A 23,152-nucleotide genomic window follows, 5' to 3' on the forward strand; every position below is an offset into this window, starting at 1 on the left:
CATGACCATAACATTTAACCAAGAAGGCTTTGCCGAAACCAGTGGTGATATCATCGTGTATTGCACAGACAACCAAGGTATTTATAGCCACAGTGCCACCGAATATGTGAGCGAAGGCGGAAGCCTTTCCTCAGGTAGTTATTTAGATGCACCTCCACAACCGAAACAAGGCTTTGTCATTGTGCGAGCAGATAACAGTTGGCAATATCAATCCGACCATCGGGGCACCTATTACAGCAAGGAAACAGGCGAAAAAGTAGAACATACCGCCCTGGGTGAATTGCCCGAAAATTTAACCGCACTTGCGCCACTTGCCGAGCCTTGCAAGTGGAATGACACAGAATGGGTGAAAGATGAAGTGAAGATTGCTGATAATTTTACAAAAAAACAAACTTACCTTATCGCCAACATCGACGAGCACGCGGCAAAAATCTACAGCACCTGGACACGTTTTGAGAGTGAGTATCGCGAACGCCAAGCGGCCGCAGAAGCATTTAAATCAGCAAATTATGAAGGTGAGTGCAGTCGATATATCTCAGACTTTGCACAACGTGCGAGACTGGATAACAAGACCGCCACAAACCTGATTTTGACGCAAGCGGCAGGCTTGGAAAAACTACAAATGGAGCTTGCCAACCAACGTATGCGCAAATATGAACTCCAAGTCCCTAATCTCACACTTGAGCAACTGCAATCAATCCATGATGACATTATCAAGCAAATGGATAACTTGATGGAGGCATATCAAAATGGCTAAGGTTTATTTGGCGATGTACAAACACAAGCGAGACTGGCGCAAAGAGCCAGTTAAAGCAATCGCCGACCGCATTACTCGATTTTTTACCAAAGGTCAATACTCGCATTGTGAGATTGCCATTGAGCGTATTGAGTTTGGCAATGGGCATCATTATGAGCATGCGACAGTATATGACTGCTACTCATCATCGGTGCAAGACGGTGGCGTGCGGTGCAAACAGATTGATGTATCCGATAATACTAAATGGGATTTAATCCCACTCAACGATGTCACCGAGCAACAAATCAAAGCTTATTTTGACCGCACTTTGGGTTGTAAATATGACTGGTGGGGTGCGTTAGGAATTGTGCTAGGCATCAAACAAAAACGCTCAAAATATTTTTGCAGTGAGTGGTGTTTTAATGCGATTCACGGTGGCGAGAGTGGTTGGCGGTTTAGCCCGAATCAATTAGGGGCTATATTTAGTTAAAAGGAGCGTTTACCCTGCACAAAGTTTAATTCAGTAAAGAAAAGACGGCGATAACAACGGCACTAGGAATGCTCGTTGTTACCAGCTACGCAGAACTAGCCTGCATATAGCCATACGCCGCCTACCTTGCGCAAGGCTGGCGGATTGTAACAAATCTTTTGATTAGGAGAAATATATGCAGTCAATTAAAGCAATCCGTTGCACATTTTGTAACAAATTATTGGCGAAAGTGGGGATAGTTGGTTATTTAGAAATCAAATGCCCTCGTTGCAAAACCGTTAATACTACACGTTAATTTGATTTGAGTGTCAGAATGCCCTGAGCATCGGAACGCCATAGAATAGAAAGGAAAAACTATGGCAAATCAAAATACCTTTAAACAAGCCCCATTGCCGTTTATCGGACAAAAACGTATGTTTCTCAAACAATTTGAGCAGATTTTAAATGAGAACATTCCTGATAACGGCGAAGGCTGGACAATTCTTGATACTTTTGGCGGCTCGGGCTTACTCAGTCACACCGCCAAACGGTTAAAACCGAAAGCCCGCGTCATTTACAATGATTTTGATGGCTATGCGGAAAGATTGGTGCATATAGACGACACAAACGCCCTACGCGCACAAATCTTTGCAAAAATCGGTAACGCTACGCAAAAAAATAAGCGGTTACCAAAGGTATTGAAGGCAGAAATCATTAAAATCATTGATGAATTTCAGGGTTATAAAGACTTAAACTGCTTGGCGAGCTGGTTATTGTTTAGCGGTCAGCAAGTCGGTTCGCTTGAAGAACTCTACCACAAAGATTTCTGGCATTGTGTGCGCTTGAGCGATTATCCAAGTGCGGACGGTTATTTGGACGGCGTAGAAGTTGTACGCGAGTCATTTCATACCTTGCTGCCAAAGTATGCCAACGATCCGAAAGCCCTATTTGTGTTAGATCCGCCTTACCTTTGCACCAAACAGGAAAGTTACAAACAAGCCACCTATTTTGACTTGATTGACTTCTTGCGACTGGTCAATATCACTCGTCCGCCGTATGTGTTTTTTAGCTCGACGAAGTCGGAGTTTATTCGATTTGTGAATTATATGTTGGAAAACAAGGTGGATAATTGGCAGGCGTTTGAAAATGCCAAACGCATTACGGTGAATGCAAAACTGAACTACCAAGTGGCGTATGAAGATAATTTAGTCTATAAATTCTAGTAGTAAAAAAGGCTTCGCGTGATCACGAAGCCTTTTGCATTAGTCTTCTAATTCGGAAAGCAAACAATAAAACGGTGGGGCGAAAGGGGCAAGTGTGGACGTAAATCTGACTACACAATCTTTATGCCCGTCTTCCACAAACCGCACATCTAAAAACGCCGTGTTATACACAAAGGTTTGCCCCCGTCCGTTAGGTAGTGAATATTGCGAACCGTCCGTAATAAAACCGTCGTGTTCTTTCACCGCAACAAGGGCTAATTCCATCATCATTTCCTGCTCGGTTCTCATTTTAAAATTTGTCATTTTGCGGTTTCCTGTATTTGTTTAAGTTGGTCACAGGATTACTCTCTTCGGCGGGCATAGCAAGTCATCATTGCGGCAAAACGACTGGCTGCGGTCGAATTAAGCTGGGGAGGTGTGGACGGCTAAATAAGTGCAGATATGTAAAGCTATTTCACTAAATGAAAAAAGCAAGAAATAGAAATTATCTTGCTTTTTTAGGGGCGGTTATGTTGCGCGGGTTTAAAAAAACTTCGCCAGAACCGCCACCCAAAACCACATGTCTCCTTCTACGCTTTCACGTCAGATTCAACGAATGGAAGAAGAATTAGAACAGCCTTTATTTATTCGTGATAATCGACAAGTGCGTTTAACCGAACAAGGTGAAAAATTTTTGCAATTTGCGAAAACAGAATGGCAAAATTGGCAACAGTTTAAGCGCCAACTTCGGGATAATTCTGCGGAATTAAGCGGGGAGTTACGTTTATTTTGCTCGGTAACGGCTTCATATAGCCACTTGCCACAGGTGTTAGCCAAGTTTCGTACACGTTATCCTAAAGTAGAAATTCAACTGACAACTGGTGATCCCGCTTCAGCGGTACAATTTATTCAATCAGAGCAAGTGGATCTTGCATTGGCAGGAAAACCAAACAACCTGCCGGCAGGGTTAGAGTTTTATAAGATTGATGATATTTCCCTTTCATTGATTGCACCTCACGTGGCTTGTTTAGCGACACAATTATTACAGGAAGAACCCATCAATTGGCAGCAAATGCCTTTCATTTTGCCGTTAGATGGAATGGCGCGGCAGCGTATTGAACAATGGCTACGTAGCAAACACATTAAACATCCAAAAATTTATGCCACCGTAGCAGGACACGAAGGGATCGTGCCAATGGTAGCGCTCGGTTTTGGATTAGCGATGTTGCCTGATGTGGTGATTGATAATAACCCGATGGCAAAGGAGGTATCTCGTTTGCATTTGGACAATCCTGTCGAGGCATTTGATTTGGGCGTTTGTGTACAAAAAAGAAATTTGGCAAACCCCTTAATTCGTGCATTTTGGGAGATGTTAGACTAGAATAATAAGCAAAATTGACCTAAGGATTTATTATGTTAAGAGGCGTACTCATTTCACTTTTAGCCTCATTTTTATTTGGCTATATGTATTACTTTTCCACGCTGCTGAAACCCCTCAGCGGCACGGATATTTTCGGCTACCGAATGATTTTTACATTTCCTTTCGTCGCCCTTTCCGTCATCATGTTTAAACAGAAACAGGCATTAGTGGAACATATAAAACGCATAAAAAAACAACCGCTCTTTGTTCTCTCCTATATTATTTGTGGTGCATTAATGGGCTATCAAATGTGGCTCTTTTTGTGGGCACCCAATAATGGTAGCTCCTTAAGTGTCTCTTTCGGTTATTTGTTGTTACCAATTGTGATGGTGGCTGCGGGGCGACTCATTTTTAAAGAACGAATTTCGACACTAAAATTGATTGCGGTATTAATTGCTACAGTCGGGGTGATTTCCAACATCATATTAAAAGGTGGCTTATCTTGGGAAGCTATTGTCATTTGTGTTGGCTACACGACTTATTTCTCTCTAAGAAAAGCCTTAAAAAATACTGATCTTGGCGCATTTTGTTTAGAAATGATCGCATTACTACCAGTAAGCGTTTACTTTGCCCTTCAAACCGATTTTGCCACCGTGCAGGAATCGAATCCTAATATTTGGGTATTATTGGTATTACTCGGGCTTATTAGTGGCTCAGCATTGATTGCTTATGTTATTGCGAGCAATATGCTGCCAATGAATTTACTTGGCCTTTTAGGTTATGTTGAAACCATTTTGATGGTGATTATTTCATTTTTAATTGGAGAGGAAATGGATGCGAATAGCTATCCGTTATTCATTTGTTTAGTATTGGCCATGAGTCTGATTATTTTTGATGGTGTGTATAAACAACGGGCTAAAGGAATAAACCATGTCATTTAAAGAAATTAGTCCAGAACAAGCTTGGGAAATGGTACAAAATGGTGCCATGCTTGCAGATATTCGGGATCCACAACGTTTTACTTATTCCCACGCAAAAGGGGCATTTCATTTAACCAACCAAAGCTTTTTACAATTTGAAGAACAGGTGGATTTCGATTCCCCGATTATTGTGAGTTGTTATCATGGCGTGAGTAGCCGAAATGTGGCGACGTTTCTCGTTGAGCAAGGCTATGAAAATGTATTTAGTTTAATCGGTGGGTTTGATGGTTGGGAGAAGGCAGGTTTACCAATAGAAACAGCTTATTAATATTTTTCGTTGATTTAAAATGCGGTTAATCTGATACCTATTTTCTAATAGGGAGAATTTAGTAGACATAAAACCGGCTTAATAAACAAAAAGTGCGATGAAATCTGATTTCACCGCACTTTTTCTTGATTTAGGCTTATTGTCCTACTTTCTTTAACAACTCATTCGCCGCTAAAATACCAAGATTATTTGACGCCAGTGGACTGTCGCCAGTTAGTACATTACGATCGTTGTGTACTTGACCGGTAATGCCTTCATTCAATATTTTCATTCCTAAAGCTTCTAAGCGCTCAGCCAATAACCACTGTAATTTACCTGGAATGTAGCCGATATCCACGTTTGCGCCTTCATCTAATGCGTCTGGGAACACGCAGATTTCATAACCTTTGAATGGGAAATCTTCTGGTTTTTCGTCCACGCTTGCCGCTAAGAATGCCGCAGGACCATGACATAAACTGATGATATATTTATCATTTTTTATCGCCCAGTTTAACACAGCTTTCATATCGGTGCTGAACGGTAAGCCGTGCAATGCTGCGTGGCCACCAGGGATGAACACGCCTAAGTATGGCGAATCTTCCGCAGTGACTTCCGCCAACATATCCGCTAATTTACGTGGACTTTTGAATTTCGGCAAGTAGGTTTCGTATAAGCCCATCACCGCTTCATCTTCTGTTGGCATAGCCCACATTTCAAATTTTACAGCGTTACCTGAAAGGGTTGCTACTTCAATTTCAAAACCTGCGTGGTGAATGTGTAACATTGGCAACATTGTTTCTACAGGGTGATTACCTGTTGAGAATAATTTGCCATTTTTCATTTCAAGATAACGCTCGTCTGATGCGACCATTAAAATTTTGTGTTTGCCGCCTGTGTAAGGTTTGTTGAATTTAAAACCATCGAAATCCGTTTTTTTTGCCACATATTGGCTTAATGAGTACGTTGAAGGGAAAAACGCATTATGTTCTGCACGGTCTGCCACAGGACTTTTGAGATCTGCCATTTTGTTCTCCTAATGTTAAAAGAAAATTTAAAACAGGTTATTTGTCGTAATGATGTGAAGTATAGCCTAGTTTTTTGAACTGAAAATCAATAAAATGAGAATAAACTATTCTTAAAAAAGGAATAATGATGAATAAATTAGAGGCTCTTCGCTATTTTTGCTCCGCAGCTGAAACCTTAAATTTTCGCGAAACGGCTCAGCGGCTTGCCGTTTCACCTCAAGTGGTAACAAGAATGATCGCCGATCTTGAGGCTTTATTAGGTGAAAGTGTGTTTAAACGTAACACACGAAATATCAAGCTAACAGAGTTTGGCGAACAATTTTTGCCGAAAGCCACACAATATTTGGCGGAAGGTGAACGGCTGTTTTCCATAAACAATGTGAAAGATAAAGCAATGCAAGGCGTTGTGAGAATTACTTTGCCTCCGATGCCTTATAACGATGAAATTTTGTTTGAATTATTAACTGCACTTGAGCCTTACCCGGATATTGCGATTGACTGGTGGGTGGGCATTGATAAGCTCAAAAGTGTGGATGACCAGATCGATATTGGCTTGCGAATTTGTCAAGAACCCGAGCTGGATTGGGTGGCGCAGCATATTTGCACTTTTTCGGAAAAAATTGTCGCTTCGCCAACTTTACTCAAACGATTAGATTTTCCTAAAGATCTGCAAGATTTAGCTCAAAATTATCCGCTGAGTGGTTTGATTGACCCTAAGCTTAAACGTATTTGGCAGTGGCAAATCAATGCTGAACAACGCTTTATGCCAAACCGCGCGATTTTTTTTGCCTCAGATGTGCAAAGCGAACTGCAATCAGCATTGGCTGGACGCGCTTGCTCTTATTTTATCAACAGTGTTTGTGATCCCTATTTAGAAAACGGTCAATTGGTGGAGCTCTTCCCTGAAATTGAAAAGCAAAAATGGCAGCTTTATTTATATCGACCATATCAAACGATTGTCGCCGAGCGGGTGATATGGGTATATAACAAACTAAAAGAGATCTTGTTAGCGAAAATGGTTAAGGCATAAAAATATGGCGAGATAATCTCGCCATGTTTTTTTCACGATAGCTTATCCACAATCGCTTTCAACATTGTATAAGATTGGGCTTGTTTTTGTTCATCAAAAATATAGCTCACCGCCATAATTTCATCAAAATGTACCCGTTCACGTAATTGCTTGAGTTGAAAATCCACGCTTTCAGGACTACCGATAAGCGAACAAGCGGTCATTTGTTCCACTACGGCACGCTCTTGGTTGTAAATTGGGATTTCCTCGAAATCGACTGGGCCAAAGTGCGGTTTCTTTTGGGCGTGCATTTGAGCTTTCCAAACATCTTCTTCTGATGCCATCGGTGGTTGTAAATTTTGTTGTGCGTTAGTCACCACATTTAAGAAAAATAATGTTTGTGTCGTCGCGAGTTGTCTTGCTTCTTTATCGGTTTCGGCGACAATCGCGTTTACACCTAAGATGACATAAGGCTCAGCAAGATAGGTCGATGGTTTGAAGTTTTTGCGGTAAATCTCCACCGCCATTTCCATCATGCGTGGCGCAAAGTGTGAAGCAAAAGCATAAGGCAAGCCAAGCTCTGCCGCAAGATAGGCACTTTCGGTGCTAGATCCTAAAATATAAAATGGTATATTCAAGCCCGCGGAAGGATAAGCTGAAACTGGGTTGCTATCTTTAAAGTAACCGCGAAGTTCCGCAATTTCTGCAGGGAAATCTAAGCTGTTTCGTCCACGACGAAGTGCCGCAGCCGTTTGCATATCCGTTCCTGGCGCACGGCCTAAACCGAGTTCAACACGGTTTGGATAAAGCGTCTCCAGTGTGCCATATTGCTCCGCTACTACATACGGCGAATGATTTGGTAACATCACGCCACCAGACCCCACGCGTAAGGTCTTCGTATTGGCTAGCGTATGTTGAATTAAAAGTGCGGTCGCTGAACTCACCAAATTTTTCATATTATGATGCTCAGCAATCCAATAGCGTTCAATGCCAATGCTCTCAGCATGTTTTGCAAGATTTACCATCGAATCGACCGCTTGCAAATAAGTTTGCCCTTCTCGAACAGGGGCGAGATTAAGAATTGAGAGCTTCATTTTATTTCCTCATGATTGATTTGTTGAGCGTCATTATACGTGTTTTTTCTGGCAGAAATATCGATAAAATTGGAATAGACTGTTCCGAGAAAAGGAAAAATATTGCAAAATAGGCACAAATTCAGATGTATTCGAAAAAATGATTGTATTTAATAATATTTCCCTAAAGCGCGGGCAAACCGAATTGCTCGAGAATGCCACGGCAACCATCAATCCGAAACAAAAAGTCGGCTTGGTGGGGAAGAATGGTTGCGGTAAGTCGTCTCTTTTTGCCCTATTAAAAAAAGAATTAACGCCAGAGGGTGGAGAGATCACTTATCCATCCAACTGGCGGGTATCTTGGGTGAATCAAGAAACGCCGGCATTGGATATTCCTGCCATTGATTATGTGATTCAAGGAGATCGTGAATATTGCCGCTTGCAACAAGAGCTTGAGCAAGCAAATGAACGCAATGACGGTAACGCCATTGCGCGTATTCACGGGCAATTAGAAACCTTAGATGCGTGGACAATTCAATCTCGCGCAGCTTCTTTATTGCATGGTTTAGGATTTAGCCAAGAAGAAACAACTCAGCCAGTGAAAACCTTTTCGGGTGGTTGGCGGATGCGTTTGAATTTGGCGCAAGCTCTGCTTTGTCCGTCAGATTTATTATTACTGGATGAGCCGACCAACCATTTGGATTTAGATGCGGTTATTTGGTTAGAACGTTGGTTAGTGCAATATCAAGGCTCCTTGGTATTAATTTCCCACGACCGTGATTTTCTCGATCCGATTGTGACAAAAATCCTCCATATCGAAAATCAGAAGCTTAACGAATACACGGGCGATTATTCTTCCTTTGAAGTGCAACGAGCAACTAAACTGGCACAACAAACTGCCATGTATCGTCAGCAACAACAAAAGATCTCTCATTTACAAAAATATATCGACCGCTTTAAAGCGAAAGCGACCAAAGCCAAACAAGCACAAAGCCGCATGAAAGCCTTAGAGCGCATGGAACTGATTGCACCGGCTTATGTGGATAATCCTTTTACCTTTGAATTTCGTCCGCCGCAATCCTTGCCGAATCCATTGGTGATGATTGAGCAGGCGAGTGCAGGTTATGGTAGCGGTGAAAGTGCGATAGAAATTTTAAGTAAAATTAAGCTGAATTTAGTACCGGGTTCGCGCATTGGTTTACTCGGTAAAAATGGTGCAGGAAAATCAACCTTGATTAAACTTTTAGCGGGAGAACTGACCGCACTTTCAGGCACAGTACAGTTGGCTAAAGGCGTGCAACTCGGTTATTTTGCTCAGCATCAGCTTGATACGCTACGTGCAGACGAATCCGCTCTCTGGCATATGCAAAAACTCGCGCCTGAGCAAACTGAGCAACAGGTTCGAGATTATTTGGGTGGTTTTGCGTTTCACGGCGATAAAGTAAATCAAACAGTGAAATCCTTTTCAGGAGGAGAAAAAGCCCGCTTGGTGTTAGCTTTGATTGTTTGGCAACGACCGAATTTGCTATTACTTGATGAACCAACCAACCACTTGGATTTGGATATGCGTCAGGCATTAACTGAAGCACTGGTGGATTACGAAGGCTCTTTGGTGGTGGTTTCTCACGATCGCCACTTACTACGTAATACCGTGGAAGAATTCTATTTGGTACACGATAAAAAAGTGGAAGAATTCAAAGGCGATTTAGAGGATTATCAAAAATGGCTGAATGAACAAAATAGTGCACCAGAAAATAAATCCTCGGAGAAAAATGACGACAATGAAAATTCCATGCAAAACCGCAAGGAACAAAAACGTCGCGAGGCCGAACTTCGTCAACAAACTGCGCCTCTTCGTAAACAAATCTCTCAATTGGAGGAAAAAATGAATAAACATGCCTCCAAACTTGCGGAGATTGAAAAGCAATTGGCTGATTCCGAACTATACAGCGCAGAAAATAAAGAAAAATTGACCGCACTTTTGGCACAGCAAGTAGAGGAGAAGAAAGCATTGGAAGAAGTCGAGATGGATTGGTTGGCAGCCCAGGAAGAATTGGAAGCAATGCTTCAAGCATAAGGACAGATTATGAATCAAAGCCTTTTTCATCATAGCAAACAACAGGAATATTGCCCTCAATGTGGTGCGCCTTTGCAAATTAAACAAGGCAAAAAAGGGCTGTTTTTAGGTTGCTCTGCTTATCCTGAATGTGATTATTTGCGACCTTTGCAACGATCGGAACATAAAGTATTAAAAACACTTGATGAAATTTGTCCGAAGTGCGGTAATTTATTGCAGTTGAAACAAGGCAGTTTTGGAATGTTTATTGGTTGTAGTTATTATCCTGAATGCGATTTTGTGGTGCGGGAAGAATCTGAATCTGAGGAAAAAATGGCTTGTCCTGAATGCAAAACGGGGCATTTGATTTCTCGTCGTGGTCGTCAAGGAAAGATTTTTTACGGCTGTGATAATTTCCCTAAATGTAAATTTTCTTTGCCTGCCAAGCCTTATACCGTGCCTTGCCCAACGTGCCATTTTCCACTTTCTTTGTTAAAAAGCGAAGATGGGGAAAAACAAATTTTCCAGTGTGCAAATAAAACTTGCCGTCATATTTTTGAGCAATAAAAGTAAAAGAGTGAAATGAATAGAGAACAAGTCGCCGAGGCCCTTCGACAAAATCAAGTGGTTGCTTATCCCACTGAAGCTGTATTTGGCTTGGGCTGTAATCCGCAAAGTGAAAGTGCGGTAAAAAAATTACTTGATTTAAAGCAACGTCCCGTGGAAAAAGGGTTGATTTTAGTGGCACCTAGCTTGGATTTTTTCCGTCCTTTTGTCGATTTTGAGCAGATTAATGATGAGCAGCTTTCTCGCCTTCAAGGTAAATATGAACGTCCAACTACTTGGATTGTGCCAGCTAAATCGACCACCCCGCATTTTCTCACAGGCAAATTTGATAGCATCGCAGTACGTTTGTGCGATCATCCTTCCGTAAAAGCCTTATGTGAACTCACGGGGTTTGCATTAACTTCTACTAGCGCCAATTTGACTGGTGAGCCACCTTGCCGCATCGCTGATGAAGTGCGGTCACAATTCGGTGCAGATTTTCCAGTATTAGATGAAATGGTAGGCGGGGCACGCAATCCATCCGAAATTCGAGACTTGCGCACAAATCAACTTTTTAGACAGGGATAATTTATGGATCTTTATGCTGTGTGGGGGAATCCGATTGCGCAAAGTAAATCCCCGTTAATTCAAAGTCAGTTAGCAGCGCAAACGCATCAAGCCATAGAATACATTGCAAAGTTAGGCGATCTTGATGCTTTTGAACAACAGCTTTTGGCATTTTTTGAGGAGGGCGCAAAAGGTTGCAATATTACTTCGCCTTTTAAAGAACGAGCTTATCAGCTGGCAGACGAATATAGCCAACGAGCAAAACTGGCGGAAGCCTGTAATACGCTAAAAAAACTCGATAATGGGGAGCTTTATGCGGATAACACCGATGGGATTGGCTTAGTGACGGATTTGGAGCGTTTAAATTGGCTTCGTCCAAATCAGCGTGTATTAATGTTAGGAGCGGGAGGCGCGACAAAAGGCGTATTATTGCCACTTTTACAAGCTCAACAAAATATTGTCCTTGCTAACCGCACTTTTTCGAAAGCAAAAGAATTAGCTGAAAGATTTCAGCCTTATGGCAATATTCAAGCCGCCTCAATGGATTCTATTCCGCTACAAACTTATGATTTGGTGATTAATGCGACTTCCGCTGGATTAAGTGGTGGAACGGCTCCAATTGATACTGAAATTTTAAAATTGGGCTCGGCTTTTTATGATATGCAATATGCGAAAGGTGCGGATACGCCATTTATCGCATTATGTAAAAGTTTAGGTTTAACCAATGTTAGCGATGGCTTTGGAATGTTGGTCGCGCAAGCTGCACATTCTTTCCATTTATGGCGAGGCGTAATGCCAGATTTTGTTGCGGTTTATGAGAAGCTTAAAAAGGCGATGTTATGATGACTCGATGCCCTTGGGTTGGCGAACAGCCTATTTATATTGATTATCATGACAAGGAATGGGGAAAGCCTGAATTCGACAGCCAAAAGCTATTTGAAAAAATTTGTTTGGAAGGGCAGCAAGCGGGGCTTTCGTGGATTATGGTTTTGAAAAAACGTGAATCTTACCGTGTGGCCTTTCATCAATTTGAACCGAAAAAAATCGCCAAAATGACTGTACTTGATATTGATGCTTGCATGCAAAATACGGGATTAATTCGCCATCGCGCCAAGTTAGAAGCCATTGTCAAAAATGCTAAAGCTTATTTGGCGATGGAAAAGTGCGGTGAAAATTTCAGTGATTTTATTTGGTCATTTGTAAATTATAAACCGATAGTGAATGATGTGCCTGATTTTAGATCTGTGCCGGCTAAAACAGAAATATCTAAAGCTCTTTCTAAAGCCTTAAAAAAACGTGGTTTCGTTTTTGTTGGCGACACCACATGCTATGCTTTTATGCAATCTATGGGATTAGTCAACGACCATATAAATGGCTGTTGTTGTAAGTGATATTCCAGTATAATCCCCCTAATTTCATCTGAATAAGAACTGAATTATGAATAAAAAATATACCTTAATTTCAATCTCAATTCTGACCGCACTTTATAGTCAACAAAGTTTGGCAGATCTGCATTCTCAGTGTTTACTTGGCGTGCCTCATTTTACTGGTGAGGTTGTGAAAGGTGATGTTAATAATTTGCCGGTTTATATTGAAGCAGATAAAGCAGAGATTAATCAGCCAACTCAGGCGATTTATCAAGGCAATGTGGATTTGAAACAAGGAAACCGTCATTTAGTTGGTAATTCAGTTGAAGTTAAACAAACTGGTGAAGGTGAACAAGCACAACGCTGGGCTTATTTGCGAGGAGGATTTGATTACAAAGATAATCAAATTAACCTATTAGGGAATGATGCGAGTTTTAATTTAGATAGTAAAAACGGTAATGTCACCGATGCAGACTACCAACTTGTAGGACGCCAAGGTCGTGGTAAAGCTCAGGAAATTGAGTTAGGTGATAATTACCGTTTAATGAAAAATGCGACATTTACCTCTTGTTTACCCGATGATAATGCTTGGGCGGTAGATGCCTCTGAGATTCGTCAGCACATTAAAGAAGAATATGCTGAATTTTGGCATGCTCGTTTTAAAGTATTAGGTGTGCCGGTATTCTATACTCCTTATCTACAATTACCGATTGGTGATCGTCGTCGTTCAGGTTTATTAATGCCAACAGTCGGTCATTCTAGTCGTGATGGTTTTTGGTATAAACAACCAATTTATTGGAACATTGCACCAAATTACGATGCCACATTTGCACCAAAATATATGTCACAGCGTGGCTGGCAATTAAATGGTGAGTTCCGTTATTTAACACCGGTTGGTGAAGGTAAACTGGCGGGCGAATATTTAGGACGAGATCGTTACGATGAATATATCAGCGAGAGTCATAAACGCCATTTATTTTATTGGAATCACAACTCCTCTTTTCTTGAAAATTGGCGTTTGAATATTGATTATACTAAAGTCAGTGATAACCGCTACTTCACTGATTTTGATTCGGATTATGGCAGCAGCACAGACGGTTATGCCAACCAATATGCTCGTATTGCGTATTATCAGCCAAACTATAATTTTGCGATTTCAGCTCGTCAGTTTCAGATTTTTGACGAAGTTTCCGTTGGGCCGTATCGTACGATGCCACAAATGGACTTCAATTATTATAAAAATGATTTAGCAAATGGTTGGTTAGATTTTAAATTATTCTCACAAGCCGCACGTTTTGATAATGACAGTGCATTAATGCCAACGGCTTGGCGTTTCCATACTGAGCCGAGTTTGACGACAGTAATGTCAAATAAATACGGAAACTTGAACATTGAAACCAAACTTTATGCAACGCATTATAATCAGAAGAAAGGATCTTCTGCTGCTGCAGAAGAGGTACAAAAATCCGTAAATCGTGTATTGCCACAATTAAAAGTAGACTTACAAACAGTTTTAGCCACCAACAAAACTTTATTTGATGGCTATACACAAACACTGGAACCACACGCACAATACTTATATCGACCGTATAAAGATCAAAGTAATATCGGTTCAAAACAGGTCAATGATTATCTTGGTTTTGGTTATGATTCAGCGTTAATTCAGCAAGATTATTATTCCTTATTTCGTGACCGTCGTTATAGTGGTTTAGACCGTATTTCATCGGCTAACCAGGTGACAGTAGGAGGAACCACCCGTTTTTATGATAAAAATGCCGATGAGCGTTTTAACTTCTCCGCAGGACAAATTTATTATTTAACGGCCTCCAGAATTGATGATAACCCGAGTAATCGCACACCAAAATCCTCTTCTTCTTGGGCATTAGAGTCTAACTGGAAAATGAGCGATAAATGGAATTGGCGCGGTAGCTACCAATACGATACGTTGCTCGATAAGGCTTCATTGGCGAATAGTAGTCTAGAATTTAACCCAATTAAGAATAATCTAATTCAGTTAAATTATCGTTACGCAAGTAAAGAGTATATCAACCAAAATTTAGGTGCGTCTGCTAACCGTTACCAACAAGATATTAAACAGGTCGGTGTTGTAGCCGCATGGGAAGTCTCGGATAATTGGGCAGTTGTTGGGAAATACTATCAAGATATTGCATTGAAAAAACCGGTTGAGCAATATGTGGGTGTGCAATATAACTCATGCTGTTGGTCTGTTGGCGTAGGGGCGAGACGTTATGTCACCAGTCGGCAAAATCAACGTGATGATCAAGTGGTTTATGATAACAGTGTTGGCGTTACCTTTGAATTACGAGGCCTAGGTGAAAATGATCACCAAAGCGGTATCGAAGACATGCTGAAGAAAGGTAAACTTCCTTATATTCAAGCATTTAGCTTATAGTGAAATGAATAAAGGCTACCGAAAGGTAGCCTTTTTGTTTAGAAGTGCGGTTAAAAAAGATGACGGTTTTTGACCGCACTTTGCTTATTTTTTTCGTTTTGCTCGAGGATGGGCTTGATCATACACTTCAGCAAGATGTTGGAAATTCAAATGCGTATAAATTTGCGTGGTGGATAAATTGCTGTGCCCTAAAAGCTCTTGAACGGCACGCAAATCTGAACTTGCTTCCAGCATATGCGTTGCAAAAGAGTGACGTAGTTTGTGTGGATTGAGATGGCTGTTTAATCCTTGGCGAATGCCCCAGGTTTCCATTCGCTTTTGAATAGAGCGATGAGTGAGGCGATTTCCTTGTTGGCTCACAAAAAGGGCGTCATCTTTAGGATTAAATAAAGGGCGTACCTTCAACCATTGCTGAATTGCATGAGAAGCATAATGTCCAAAAGGCACAATACGTTCTTTGTTTCCCTTACCAATCACTCTCACTTCACGTACACGAGTGTTAATGCTATTAAGGTTTAAGCCTTGTAATTCAGATAAGCGAAGCCCTGAGCTATACATCAATTCCATCATCGCACGATCACGCAAATCAATGGGATCTTTGCTGTCATTTGAAAGCAATTTTTGGACCTGTTCAGCATCAATATTTTTTGGTAAATGTTTGCCTTGTTTCGGCGCTGAAATACCCGTTGCCGGATTCACTTTAAGTTGACCTTGCTGCACAAGATAGCTGAAGAACTGACGAAGAGCAGACAAACGTAATGCTAAGCTCTTTTCTTTTAAACCTTGCTTACGGCTTTCCGCCAAAATAAGACGAACCACACTAGGATTCACTTGCTGCCAGTGCTGAATACCTTTTTCAGCCAGAATAGCTAAAATCGCATTCAGTTGATGTTGATAATTGGTGAGCGTATGTGGACTGACTTGACGTTCAATTCTCAAGTAATCCCAATATTGATTGAGGAGTGTATGCATTAGAGAGTTAATTCAAACAAACTTTTTTTCGTGTTTAGCTTAAATCCTTCGTGTTCTAAAATATTCTGTTGAGCTTGACTCAATTCCGCCACTAAACGATTAGATTGTGTATAACGGACAAACTCTTTCGCTTTAGAAATAAGGACAGCATAAATCTCGGCTTGATGTTTGTCTTCTTTTACAAAAATATCGGTTAATTGCCAATAGCGTTGTAGTTGTAAAGAGGATAAGCGAGGATAAAGTTGGACAAAACCAATCGCCTGTGAGTTTTCGTTTACAGCAACAAAAAATATGCTTTCATTAAAACGTATACGATTTGTTAAAAAGGTTAAAGTGCGGTCAGGATTTTCACTCATTCCGTTGGTAAGTCGATAGGCTTCAAAGAGTGGAGCAAGCACTTCTATATTCCATTGTTCGGCTTTGAAAATTTTCATTGTTACCAGACCTATTTTCCGTTTATTTATAAAATTGGTTATTTTTTATCGGTTCCATACAGTAGATTGTAGCTTTTTAGCACAAAATAATCATCATTTACCCAAAAAAATTTTCAAAATGTGATTTTGCACAAAGAAATCTGCCCAAAGTTTGGTATAGTAAACACACTTTTTATTTATTCAATATGGAGAAACAAAAATGGCACGTCGTCCTTTAGTTATGGGTAACTGGAAATTAAATGGTAGCAAAGCGTTTACCAAAGAGTTAATTGACGGTTTAAAAGTAGAATTACAGGGGGTTACGGGTTGTGATGTGGCTATTGCCCCGCCAGTCATGTATTTAGATATTGCAGAAACAGCTCTTGCGAATAGTCAAATTGCTTTAGGTGCACAAAATGTAGATGTAAATGTGAAAGGTGCATTCACAGGCGATATTTCTACTGAAATGCTGAAAGATTTCGGTGCAAAATATATTATCATAGGCCACTCCGAGCGTCGTACTTACCATAAGGAAAGCGATGAGTTTGTGGCAAAAAAATTTGGTGCATTAAAAGAAGCAGGTTTAGTACCAGTATTATGTATTGGTGAAACTGAAGCTGAAAACGAAGCGGGTAAAACAGAAGAAGTATGTGCGCGTCAAATTGATGCTGTCATTAACGCATTAGGTGTAGAAGCATTTAATGGTGCAGTGATTGCTTACGAACCAATTTGGGCAATCGGTACCGGTAAATCCGCAACTCCAGCACAAGCTCAAGCTGTTCACGCATTTATCCGTGCTCATATCGGAGCAAAATCACAAGCTGTAGCAGATCAAGTCATCATTCAATACGGTGGTTCGGTTAATGATGCTAATGCAGCAGAATTATTTACTCAACTGGATATTGATGGTGCATTAGTAGGAGGAGCTTCACTTAAAGCGCCTGCATTCGCCGTCATCGTGAAAGCTGCGGCAGCAGCAAAAAACTAATTTTATTAGTGGCGAAATAAAAAAGTGCAGATTACACTGTGATCTGCACTTTTTTTATAAAGATTAGTAGTTTGAGTTTATTAATACTTCTTCACCATAGCCACCAAGCGTTGGCATTGGTTGGTAAGTGGAGTTGGCCGCACGCATTAAACGAATACCACGAATGCCAGCCTCTTTTGCTGCGAGGATATCATCATCGCTGTCACCATAGTGAATGCTCACTTTATGCTCAATAATACCTGGCGTTTTGTTATATTTAGTTGGAAGCTTGCGACCGCCCATGAATTCTACAGGGTGCATGTCTTTAATATTAAAGGCTTTTTGTAGCACTGGGGTCACACCATCTTTATCGCCAGCTGTACGACCCGTGATGAAATAAATTTGGTCGCCACGTGCTTGGTGCATATTAATTAAATCTATCGCAATTTGTTTTGGAATAGAATATTGGTCACAACCCGCATTTACTTCATTCCAGAAATCTTGATTTTTTAAGTAATCATGTTTACCTGGGGAGTATTTTTGTTGGCCGTGATAGAAGCAAGGGCTACTGAAAAGTACAGTATCGTCAATGTCGAAGCTCACATTAATTGGTGCTTTGCCTTCCAATTCTTTTTTTAATTGTTCAACAGAGATCCAGTGAATCGGTTTTTGCTCAGTCATTTCACGAGCATTCGTACCTTGTTCAGTATAAGGTTCTTTGTTTGATGCAAAAGTAGAGATTGCGCTTGCCGCTAAAATTGCAATGGCAGAAAGTTTAAGTAAATTTTTCATGTTTTCCTCATTAAGTAGTTTGTTTTACTTGTAACAAATCATATTACTTTAAAATATGGGTGTGAAATAATAGCAATCGTTTGCTATTTAAAAAAGTGATCTTTGTCATATTTTTTTGAGATGTTTGTTTAATAAAGCATCAAAGAAAAATTTCCCCTTGAATTTGGTGGAATCGATCGCCATATAACGAATAACTTTTCTTAAAAGAAGGATAAAAAGAATGACAACAATTGTAAGCGTACGTCGTGATGGCCAAGTGGTTGTTGGGGGCGATGGACAGGTTTCACTAGGCAATACAGTGATGAAAGGGAATGCCCGTAAAGTACGCCGTTTATATAATGGCAAAGTTTTAGCCGGTTTCGCAGGCGGCACAGCTGATGCGTTCACCTTATTTGAATTATTCGAACGTAAATTAGAAATGCATCAAGGGCATTTGTTAAAAGCTGCTGTAGAATTAGCCAAAGATTGGCGAACCGATCGTGCGTTACGCAAGTTAGAAGCAATGTTGATTGTAGCGGATGAAAAAGAAAGTTTAATCATTACCGGTATTGGTGATGTGGTGCAACCGGAAGCCGATCAGATTTTAGCCATTGGTTCTGGCGGTAATTATGCATTATCGGCAGCCCGTGCGTTGGTGGAAAATACCGATTTATCAGCCCGTGAAATTGTTGAGAAATCTTTAAAAATTGCCGGTGATATTTGCGTGTTCACTAATACGAATTTTACTATTGAAGAATTACCGAATAAGTAAGGAAAAATTATGTCTGAAATGACCCCTCGTGAAATTGTTTCCGAATTAGATCAACATATTATCGGCCAAAAAGAGGCGAAAAGAGCGGTTGCGATCGCGTTGCGTAACCGTTGGAGAAGAATGCAGTTACAAGAGCCACTTCGTCATGAAGTGACCCCTAAAAATATTTTAATGATTGGGCCAACGGGTGTAGGTAAAACCGAGATTGCACGTCGTCTTGCGAAATTAGCCAATGCGCCTTTCATTAAAGTGGAAGCGACGAAGTTCACCGAAGTGGGCTATGTGGGGAAAGAAGTGGACTCCATTATCCGTGATTTAACGGACAGTGCGATGAAATTAGTTCGCCAACAAGAAATTGCGAAAAATCGTGCGAAAGCAGAAGATGCAGCGGAAGATCGTATTTTAGATGCATTATTGCCACCACCGAAAAATCAATGGGGTGAAGTCGAAAACCACGATACCAACAGTAGCACTCGCCAAGCGTTCCGTAAAAAATTACGTGAAGGTCAATTAGACGATAAAGAAATAGAAATTGATGTGTCTGCGGGCATGTCAATGGGCGTGGAAATCATGGCACCTCCAGGCATGGAAGAAATGACCAATCAGTTGCAATCTATGTTCCAAAGTCTGGGTTCGGATAAAACTAAAAAACGCAAAATGAAAATTAAGGATGCATTAAAAACCTTAATTGACGATGAAGCAGCCAAATTGATTAATCCAGAAGAATTGAAACAAAAAGCCATCGATGCCGTTGAGCAAAACGGTATCGTATTTATTGATGAGATTGATAAGATCTGTAAAAAAGGCGAATACAGTGGTGCAGATGTATCACGTGAAGGTGTGCAACGTGACTTATTACCATTAGTGGAAGGTTCAACGGTTAATACCAAACACGGTATGGTGAAAACTGATCATATTCTCTTTATTGCATCGGGCGCATTCCAAGTGGCGCGTCCATCGGATTTAATCCCCGAGTTGCAAGGTCGCTTGCCAATTCGTGTTGAATTATCAGCATTAACGGCAGAGGATTTTGAGCGTATTCTAACTGAGCCAAATGCCTCTTTAACGGAACAATATAAAGCGCTCATGGCAACAGAAGGCGTAAACATTGAGTTTACACAAGATGCAATCAAGAAAATTGCCGAAGCAGCCTTCCGTGTGAATGAGAAAACGGAGAATATCGGTGCAAGACGTTTGCATACCGTTATGGAGCGTTTAATGGATAAAATCTCATTTGATGCGAGTGAAATGGACGGTCAAACTGTTAATATTGATGCTGCTTATGTAATTGATGCTTTAGGCGAAGTGATTGAGAATGAAGATTTAAGTCGATTCATTCTGTAATAAAAGTTTAGACAAAGAAAAAGTGCGGTGATTTTGATTTGACCGCACTTTTTGTTTTTGATTAATGCTGGTTACGCTCCCATAAATCAGCATATTTCACAAAAGTTGAATGAGCGGAAAGTACTGCGAGCAGGAACCCTTGTTTTCCATCTAAGAAGCCTGCTTTTAAAATGTACATTTTCACAAAGCATCCGATGGCATGACTGACACCTTGCCACAATGTTGCTTTTTTACCTTTAGCTTGGCGTTGATCTGCCCAAGCTTTGGCGTAGTCTGCGGATTTTACCAAATAGTGATGAATGCTTTTATACGTGAAATGCTCCAAATCCCCAGTTAATTTCTGTACTTTTGTGTTTTCAGAATAAACCACTTTTTCATGTACCAGAGAATCATTATATCCTGCATAATTTGTGCGATATAAACGCACCACATAATCAGGATACCAACCGGAATGACGAATTTCACATCCAAACACTTCACTGACGCGCGGAATATCATAAACCCTATTTGGCGCATCTTGTTGAACCGCTTGTTGAATGGATTCACGCAGTCTTGGTGTGACGCGTTCATCGGCATCTAGCCACAAAACATAATCACTGGTGGCATATTGTTGTGCGCGTTGGCGTTGTTTGCCAAAACCTGGCCAATCAGAATGCGAATAAAATTTTGCACCATATTGTTCCGCAATTTCTTGGGTATTATCCGTACTGCCTGAATCGACAATAATGATTTCATCTACCCAATCTTTTACTGTATCAAGACATTGAGCAAGATTTGTTGCTTCATTTTTGACAATCATGGCAACGCTAATTGTTGGCATATTTTGATCCTTTTTTTGTTATACTAGCCGAAATTTTTTTCAGTATAACCGAATTTATTTTATGTGGCGTTTTTTTTATACCAGTCTGATGTACTTGATTCAGCCTTTAGTATTGTTTTTTATGCTACTACGTAGTATTAAGTCACCTAATTATCGAAAGCGTTTAGGTGAGCGTTACGGGTTTTATGAAAGATTAAGTAAGCCTGCGCAAAATGGCGTAGTTATTCATGCAGCTTCGGTTGGAGAAGTGATAGCTGTAACGCCTTTAGTAAAGCGTATTCAGCAAGATTATCCACATTTACCGATAACGTTTACAACCGTTACGCCTACAGGCTCTGAACGAGTAAAAGCCGCGTTCGGGGAAAGTGTGACGCATTGTTACCTGCCTTATGATTTGCCCGATGCCATTCATCGTTTTATTGATTTTATTCAACCTAAAGTATTCATTGTGATTGAAACGGAACTTTGGCCAAATTTGATTGATTGTTTGGCTCATCGAAATATTTCTTTCATTGTGGCGAATGCACGTCTTTCTGCACGCTCAGCGAAACGTTATGGGAAAGTGAAACAATGTTTGCAACGTATGTTTTCTCAAATCAGTTTGATTGCACCACAAGACAATATCAGCGGAAAGCGCTATTTAGCGTTAGGCTACGAGAAAGAACGTCTACGATTAACAGGCAATATTAAATATGATCTTGTCGTTAGTGATGACTTATTAAAAAAAATTGCGCTGCTTAGTGCAGATTGGGTGAAAAATCGTCCTGTTTGGATTGCGGCGAGTACGCACGAAGGGGAAGAAGAACTTATTTTACATGCGCATCATTTGTTATTAAAAAAACATCCGAATTTGCTGTTATTGCTAGTGCCTCGTCATCCTGAACGTTTTAATCCTGTGGCAGATTTAATTGAAAAAGCCAACTTTCACTTTATTCGTCGTTCAACGGGGGAGATTCCTTCAGAAAATACCCAAGTGATTCTGGGTGATACCATGGGTGAGTTGATGTTGATGTATGGTATTTCAGATATTGCGTTTGTCGGCGGAAGTTTGGTCAAACATGGGGGACATAATCCTTTAGAGCCTTTGGCATTTAAATTACCCGTTGTGAGTGGAAAGTATACCTTCAATTTTCCTGAAGTTTTTACTTCGCTCTTAGAAGTGCAAGGTGTGTTGCAAATCAACTCAACAGAAAAAGCATTGTCAGAGATTATTGATAAGTTATTGAATTCGAAAGGAGCGCGTCAACGTTTAGGCAATGCAGGTTACGAGGTATTAATCGAAAATCGTGGCGCATTACAGCGTCTTTTAGATTTGCTTCATCCTTATTTAACCCATATTTCGGAGAACAATAAATGACAAGCGTAATTTACCCTGGCACGTTTGACCCGATTACAAACGGGCATTTAGATATTATTGCGCGAAGTGCGGTCATTTTCCCGAAAGTTTTTGTCGCGGTGGCGAATAGTCCGAGCAAAAAGCCATTGTTCTCATTGGAAGAACGCGTTGAGCTGGTGCGTCAATCGGTCGCTCATTTGCCCAATGTGGAAGTATTTGGATTCTATGATTTACTCGCGAATGAAATCAAAGCGAAAAAGATTACAGCAATTATTCGTGGCGTGCGTACAACGACGGACTTCGAATATGAATTACAACTGGCCGCGTTAAACCGTTTATTAACCGAGGGTGTGGATAGTTTGTTTTTCCCACCAACAGAAAAATGGGCGTTTGTGTCTTCCACGATTGTACGAGAAATTTATTTACATCATGGCGATGTGAAAAAACTGGTGCCGGAAGCTGTCTATTTAGCTTTAAAAGCACGTCGTGAATGAAAAAAACACTTCTGATTTTAACCGCACTTTTAGCGTTAACCGGTTGTGGTACGGTGGTGAAATTAATCGATCCATCGGAAAAATACACACCTTATGCGGGGGCGGCTTATGATTTAGAGATGGCACAAAAATGGGGCTTACCTATTTTAGATTTGCCACTGTCATTTTTATTAGATACCGCATTATTGCCTTATGCGTGGTCAAATTAATTTG

26 protein-coding genes and 1 pseudogene are annotated in these 23,152 nt (G+C 40.6%); 20 read left to right on the forward strand and 7 right to left on the reverse strand.

The features are described from left to right. Nucleotide 1: 1 nt before the first annotated feature. The 4 genes from ACXVWB_RS07325 to ACXVWB_RS07340 all read left to right on the forward strand — a co-directional run bounded on the left by ACXVWB_RS07325 (nt 2) and on the right by ACXVWB_RS07340 (nt 2,428). Complete coding sequence (locus ACXVWB_RS07325) at nt 2–757, forward strand: hypothetical protein (RefSeq protein ID WP_458485290.1); 756 nt, start codon at nt 2–4, stop codon at nt 755–757. Continuing rightward, nucleotides 750–1,226 (forward strand): enoyl-CoA hydratase, encoded by a 477-nt coding sequence (locus ACXVWB_RS07330; protein WP_458485291.1) that lies wholly within the window; start codon nt 750–752, stop codon nt 1,224–1,226. Before ACXVWB_RS07325 ends, ACXVWB_RS07330 begins: the two co-directional genes overlap by 8 nt. 175 nt (nt 1,227–1,401) lie before the next feature. Further along, a complete protein-coding gene (locus tag ACXVWB_RS07335) occupies nt 1,402–1,521 on the forward strand; it encodes a Com family DNA-binding transcriptional regulator (protein WP_005641687.1) in 120 nt (39 codons plus the stop codon). A 61-nt stretch (nt 1,522–1,582) separates the two neighbouring features. Next, nucleotides 1,583–2,428 (forward strand): DNA adenine methylase, encoded by an 846-nt coding sequence (locus tag ACXVWB_RS07340; RefSeq protein ID WP_458485292.1) that lies wholly within the window; start codon nt 1,583–1,585, stop codon nt 2,426–2,428. A gap of 39 nt (nt 2,429–2,467) precedes the next feature. Here the strand turns inward: ACXVWB_RS07340 and ACXVWB_RS07345 are convergent, their stop codons facing one another. Then, nucleotides 2,468–2,731, reverse strand: a complete 264-nt coding sequence (locus tag ACXVWB_RS07345; protein ID WP_458485293.1) for a hypothetical protein — start codon at nt 2,729–2,731, stop codon at nt 2,468–2,470. Nucleotides 2,732–2,954: 223 nt separating this feature from the next. On the opposite strand from ACXVWB_RS07345, the pseudogene ilvY reads away from it, so the two are divergent. The 3 genes and pseudogenes from ilvY to glpE form a co-directional block, all read left to right on the forward strand. Further along, nucleotides 2,955–3,788 (forward strand): annotated as a pseudogene (ilvY, locus tag ACXVWB_RS07350) (HTH-type transcriptional activator IlvY); the annotation flags it as partial. A gap of 32 nt (nt 3,789–3,820) precedes the next feature. Continuing rightward, the gene (rarD, locus tag ACXVWB_RS07355; RefSeq protein ID WP_049356824.1) at nt 3,821–4,708 is read left to right on the forward strand and encodes an EamA family transporter RarD; all 888 of its coding nucleotides are present in this window, start codon (nt 3,821–3,823) and stop codon (nt 4,706–4,708) included. Further along, the gene (glpE, locus tag ACXVWB_RS07360) at nt 4,698–5,015 is read left to right on the forward strand and encodes a thiosulfate sulfurtransferase GlpE (protein ID WP_049356822.1); all 318 of its coding nucleotides are present in this window, start codon (nt 4,698–4,700) and stop codon (nt 5,013–5,015) included. Before rarD ends, glpE begins: the two co-directional genes overlap by 11 nt. 136 nt (nt 5,016–5,151) lie before the next feature. Here glpE and hchA read toward each other — a convergent pair whose 3' ends face one another. Next, nucleotides 5,152–6,018: a glyoxalase III HchA gene (gene hchA, locus ACXVWB_RS07365; RefSeq protein ID WP_049356820.1), complete on the reverse strand. Its 867-nt coding sequence runs from the start codon at nt 6,016–6,018 to the stop codon at nt 5,152–5,154. Nucleotides 6,019–6,146: 128 nt separating this feature from the next. Here hchA and ACXVWB_RS07370 point away from each other — a divergent pair, with 128 nt between their 5' ends. Next, nucleotides 6,147–7,049, forward strand: coding sequence for a LysR family transcriptional regulator (locus tag ACXVWB_RS07370; protein ID WP_458485294.1), 903 nt, complete (start codon nt 6,147–6,149; stop codon nt 7,047–7,049). Nucleotides 7,050–7,081: 32 nt separating this feature from the next. On the opposite strand, the gene ACXVWB_RS07375 is transcribed toward ACXVWB_RS07370, so the two are convergent. Then, nucleotides 7,082–8,122: an LLM class flavin-dependent oxidoreductase gene (locus ACXVWB_RS07375; protein WP_458485295.1), complete on the reverse strand. Its 1,041-nt coding sequence runs from the start codon at nt 8,120–8,122 to the stop codon at nt 7,082–7,084. Nucleotides 8,123–8,261: 139 nt separating this feature from the next. Here ACXVWB_RS07375 and ACXVWB_RS07380 point away from each other — a divergent pair, with 139 nt between their 5' ends. Genes ACXVWB_RS07380 through lptD form a run of 6 tightly spaced genes read left to right on the forward strand, consistent with a single transcriptional unit; the run spans nt 8,262 to nt 15,050 of the window. Beyond that, nucleotides 8,262–10,178: an ABC transporter ATP-binding protein gene (locus tag ACXVWB_RS07380; RefSeq protein ID WP_458485296.1), complete on the forward strand. Its 1,917-nt coding sequence runs from the start codon at nt 8,262–8,264 to the stop codon at nt 10,176–10,178. 9 nt (nt 10,179–10,187) lie between these two features. Continuing rightward, nucleotides 10,188–10,724: a DNA topoisomerase family protein gene (locus ACXVWB_RS07385; RefSeq protein WP_049356812.1), complete on the forward strand. Its 537-nt coding sequence runs from the start codon at nt 10,188–10,190 to the stop codon at nt 10,722–10,724. A 15-nt stretch (nt 10,725–10,739) separates the two neighbouring features. After that, complete coding sequence (locus ACXVWB_RS07390) at nt 10,740–11,291, forward strand: Sua5/YciO/YrdC/YwlC family protein (RefSeq protein WP_049356810.1); 552 nt, start codon at nt 10,740–10,742, stop codon at nt 11,289–11,291. A 3-nt stretch (nt 11,292–11,294) separates the two neighbouring features. After that, nucleotides 11,295–12,113 carry a shikimate dehydrogenase gene (aroE, locus tag ACXVWB_RS07395; protein ID WP_128787842.1) on the forward strand — a complete coding sequence of 273 codons (819 nt, stop codon included), beginning with the start codon at nt 11,295–11,297 and terminating at the stop codon, nt 12,111–12,113. Beyond that, complete coding sequence (locus tag ACXVWB_RS07400; RefSeq protein ID WP_458485297.1) at nt 12,110–12,661, forward strand: DNA-3-methyladenine glycosylase I; 552 nt, start codon at nt 12,110–12,112, stop codon at nt 12,659–12,661. The genes aroE and ACXVWB_RS07400 overlap by 4 nt, the downstream gene beginning before the upstream one ends. Before the next feature lie 46 nt (nt 12,662–12,707). Further along, nucleotides 12,708–15,050, forward strand: a complete 2,343-nt coding sequence (gene lptD / locus ACXVWB_RS07405) for an LPS assembly protein LptD (RefSeq protein WP_289902422.1) — start codon at nt 12,708–12,710, stop codon at nt 15,048–15,050. An 84-nt stretch (nt 15,051–15,134) separates the two neighbouring features. On the opposite strand, the gene xerC is transcribed toward lptD, so the two are convergent. Next, nucleotides 15,135–16,022 (reverse strand): tyrosine recombinase XerC, encoded by an 888-nt coding sequence (gene xerC / locus ACXVWB_RS07410; protein WP_289902423.1) that lies wholly within the window; start codon nt 16,020–16,022, stop codon nt 15,135–15,137. Further along, the gene (locus tag ACXVWB_RS07415; RefSeq protein WP_128787838.1) at nt 16,022–16,456 is read right to left on the reverse strand and encodes a GNAT family N-acetyltransferase; all 435 of its coding nucleotides are present in this window, start codon (nt 16,454–16,456) and stop codon (nt 16,022–16,024) included. Before ACXVWB_RS07415 ends, xerC begins: the two co-directional genes overlap by 1 nt. Before the next feature lie 199 nt (nt 16,457–16,655). Between ACXVWB_RS07415 and tpiA the strand changes: the two genes are divergently transcribed. After that, nucleotides 16,656–17,423 (forward strand): triose-phosphate isomerase, encoded by a 768-nt coding sequence (tpiA, locus tag ACXVWB_RS07420; protein WP_289902424.1) that lies wholly within the window; start codon nt 16,656–16,658, stop codon nt 17,421–17,423. Between the two features lie 63 nt (nt 17,424–17,486). Here tpiA and aphA read toward each other — a convergent pair whose 3' ends face one another. Continuing rightward, nucleotides 17,487–18,194 (reverse strand): acid phosphatase AphA, encoded by a 708-nt coding sequence (aphA, locus tag ACXVWB_RS07425; RefSeq protein WP_289902425.1) that lies wholly within the window; start codon nt 18,192–18,194, stop codon nt 17,487–17,489. 220 nt (nt 18,195–18,414) lie between these two features. On the opposite strand from aphA, the gene hslV reads away from it, so the two are divergent. Together hslV and hslU are read left to right on the forward strand one after the other, a co-directional pair. Beyond that, nucleotides 18,415–18,945, forward strand: coding sequence for an ATP-dependent protease subunit HslV (hslV, locus tag ACXVWB_RS07430; protein ID WP_289902426.1), 531 nt, complete (start codon nt 18,415–18,417; stop codon nt 18,943–18,945). 9 nt (nt 18,946–18,954) lie between these two features. After that, entirely contained in the window at nt 18,955–20,289 is a 1,335-nt protein-coding gene (hslU, locus tag ACXVWB_RS07435; protein WP_289902427.1) for an HslU--HslV peptidase ATPase subunit, read from the forward strand. A 61-nt stretch (nt 20,290–20,350) separates the two neighbouring features. Here hslU and ACXVWB_RS07440 read toward each other — a convergent pair whose 3' ends face one another. Continuing rightward, the gene (locus ACXVWB_RS07440; RefSeq protein ID WP_289902428.1) at nt 20,351–21,109 is read right to left on the reverse strand and encodes a glycosyltransferase family 2 protein; all 759 of its coding nucleotides are present in this window, start codon (nt 21,107–21,109) and stop codon (nt 20,351–20,353) included. Between the two features lie 61 nt (nt 21,110–21,170). Here ACXVWB_RS07440 and waaA point away from each other — a divergent pair, with 61 nt between their 5' ends. The 3 genes from waaA to ACXVWB_RS07455 are packed head-to-tail and all read left to right on the forward strand — an operon-like array spanning nt 21,171 to nt 23,148. After that, on the forward strand, nt 21,171–22,466 hold the full coding sequence (gene waaA / locus ACXVWB_RS07445; RefSeq protein ID WP_289902429.1) for a lipid IV(A) 3-deoxy-D-manno-octulosonic acid transferase: 1,296 nt from the start codon (nt 21,171–21,173) through the stop codon (nt 22,464–22,466). After that, nucleotides 22,463–22,939: a pantetheine-phosphate adenylyltransferase gene (gene coaD / locus ACXVWB_RS07450; RefSeq protein WP_289902430.1), complete on the forward strand. Its 477-nt coding sequence runs from the start codon at nt 22,463–22,465 to the stop codon at nt 22,937–22,939. The genes waaA and coaD overlap by 4 nt, the downstream gene beginning before the upstream one ends. Then, nucleotides 22,936–23,148, forward strand: a complete 213-nt coding sequence (locus ACXVWB_RS07455) for a lipoprotein (protein WP_005694824.1) — start codon at nt 22,936–22,938, stop codon at nt 23,146–23,148. Before coaD ends, ACXVWB_RS07455 begins: the two co-directional genes overlap by 4 nt. Nucleotides 23,149–23,152 lie beyond the last annotated feature (4 nt).

It is taken from the genome of Haemophilus sp. SZY H53 (genome assembly GCF_054332375.1).

Coding starts and splice junctions, on each gene's coding strand:
- ACXVWB_RS07375 (WP_458485295.1), bottom strand. CDS start 8,122: ATGAAGCTCTCAATTCTTAATCTCGCCCCTGTTCGAGAAGGGCAAACT.
- waaA (WP_289902429.1), top strand. CDS start 21,171: ATGTGGCGTTTTTTTTATACCAGTCTGATGTACTTGATTCAGCCTTTA.
- hslV (WP_289902426.1), top strand. CDS start 18,415: ATGACAACAATTGTAAGCGTACGTCGTGATGGCCAAGTGGTTGTTGGG.
- hchA (WP_049356820.1), bottom strand. CDS start 6,018: ATGGCAGATCTCAAAAGTCCTGTGGCAGACCGTGCAGAACATAATGCG.
- xerC (WP_289902423.1), bottom strand. CDS start 16,022: ATGCATACACTCCTCAATCAATATTGGGATTACTTGAGAATTGAACGT.
- aphA (WP_289902425.1), bottom strand. CDS start 18,194: ATGAAAAATTTACTTAAACTTTCTGCCATTGCAATTTTAGCGGCAAGC.
- lptD (WP_289902422.1), top strand. CDS start 12,708: ATGAATAAAAAATATACCTTAATTTCAATCTCAATTCTGACCGCACTT.
- ACXVWB_RS07325 (WP_458485290.1), top strand. CDS start 2: ATGACCATAACATTTAACCAAGAAGGCTTTGCCGAAACCAGTGGTGAT.
- aroE (WP_128787842.1), top strand. CDS start 11,295: ATGGATCTTTATGCTGTGTGGGGGAATCCGATTGCGCAAAGTAAATCC.
- ACXVWB_RS07345 (WP_458485293.1), bottom strand. CDS start 2,731: ATGACAAATTTTAAAATGAGAACCGAGCAGGAAATGATGATGGAATTA.
- ACXVWB_RS07440 (WP_289902428.1), bottom strand. CDS start 21,109: ATGCCAACAATTAGCGTTGCCATGATTGTCAAAAATGAAGCAACAAAT.
- ACXVWB_RS07385 (WP_049356812.1), top strand. CDS start 10,188: ATGAATCAAAGCCTTTTTCATCATAGCAAACAACAGGAATATTGCCCT.
- ACXVWB_RS07390 (WP_049356810.1), top strand. CDS start 10,740: ATGAATAGAGAACAAGTCGCCGAGGCCCTTCGACAAAATCAAGTGGTT.
- glpE (WP_049356822.1), top strand. CDS start 4,698: ATGTCATTTAAAGAAATTAGTCCAGAACAAGCTTGGGAAATGGTACAA.
- tpiA (WP_289902424.1), top strand. CDS start 16,656: ATGGCACGTCGTCCTTTAGTTATGGGTAACTGGAAATTAAATGGTAGC.
- ACXVWB_RS07335 (WP_005641687.1), top strand. CDS start 1,402: ATGCAGTCAATTAAAGCAATCCGTTGCACATTTTGTAACAAATTATTG.
- rarD (WP_049356824.1), top strand. CDS start 3,821: ATGTTAAGAGGCGTACTCATTTCACTTTTAGCCTCATTTTTATTTGGC.
- ACXVWB_RS07455 (WP_005694824.1), top strand. CDS start 22,936: ATGAAAAAAACACTTCTGATTTTAACCGCACTTTTAGCGTTAACCGGT.
- ACXVWB_RS07380 (WP_458485296.1), top strand. CDS start 8,262: ATGATTGTATTTAATAATATTTCCCTAAAGCGCGGGCAAACCGAATTG.
- hslU (WP_289902427.1), top strand. CDS start 18,955: ATGTCTGAAATGACCCCTCGTGAAATTGTTTCCGAATTAGATCAACAT.
- ACXVWB_RS07370 (WP_458485294.1), top strand. CDS start 6,147: ATGAATAAATTAGAGGCTCTTCGCTATTTTTGCTCCGCAGCTGAAACC.
- ACXVWB_RS07415 (WP_128787838.1), bottom strand. CDS start 16,456: ATGAAAATTTTCAAAGCCGAACAATGGAATATAGAAGTGCTTGCTCCA.
- ACXVWB_RS07340 (WP_458485292.1), top strand. CDS start 1,583: ATGGCAAATCAAAATACCTTTAAACAAGCCCCATTGCCGTTTATCGGA.
- ACXVWB_RS07330 (WP_458485291.1), top strand. CDS start 750: ATGGCTAAGGTTTATTTGGCGATGTACAAACACAAGCGAGACTGGCGC.
- ACXVWB_RS07400 (WP_458485297.1), top strand. CDS start 12,110: ATGATGACTCGATGCCCTTGGGTTGGCGAACAGCCTATTTATATTGAT.
- coaD (WP_289902430.1), top strand. CDS start 22,463: ATGACAAGCGTAATTTACCCTGGCACGTTTGACCCGATTACAAACGGG.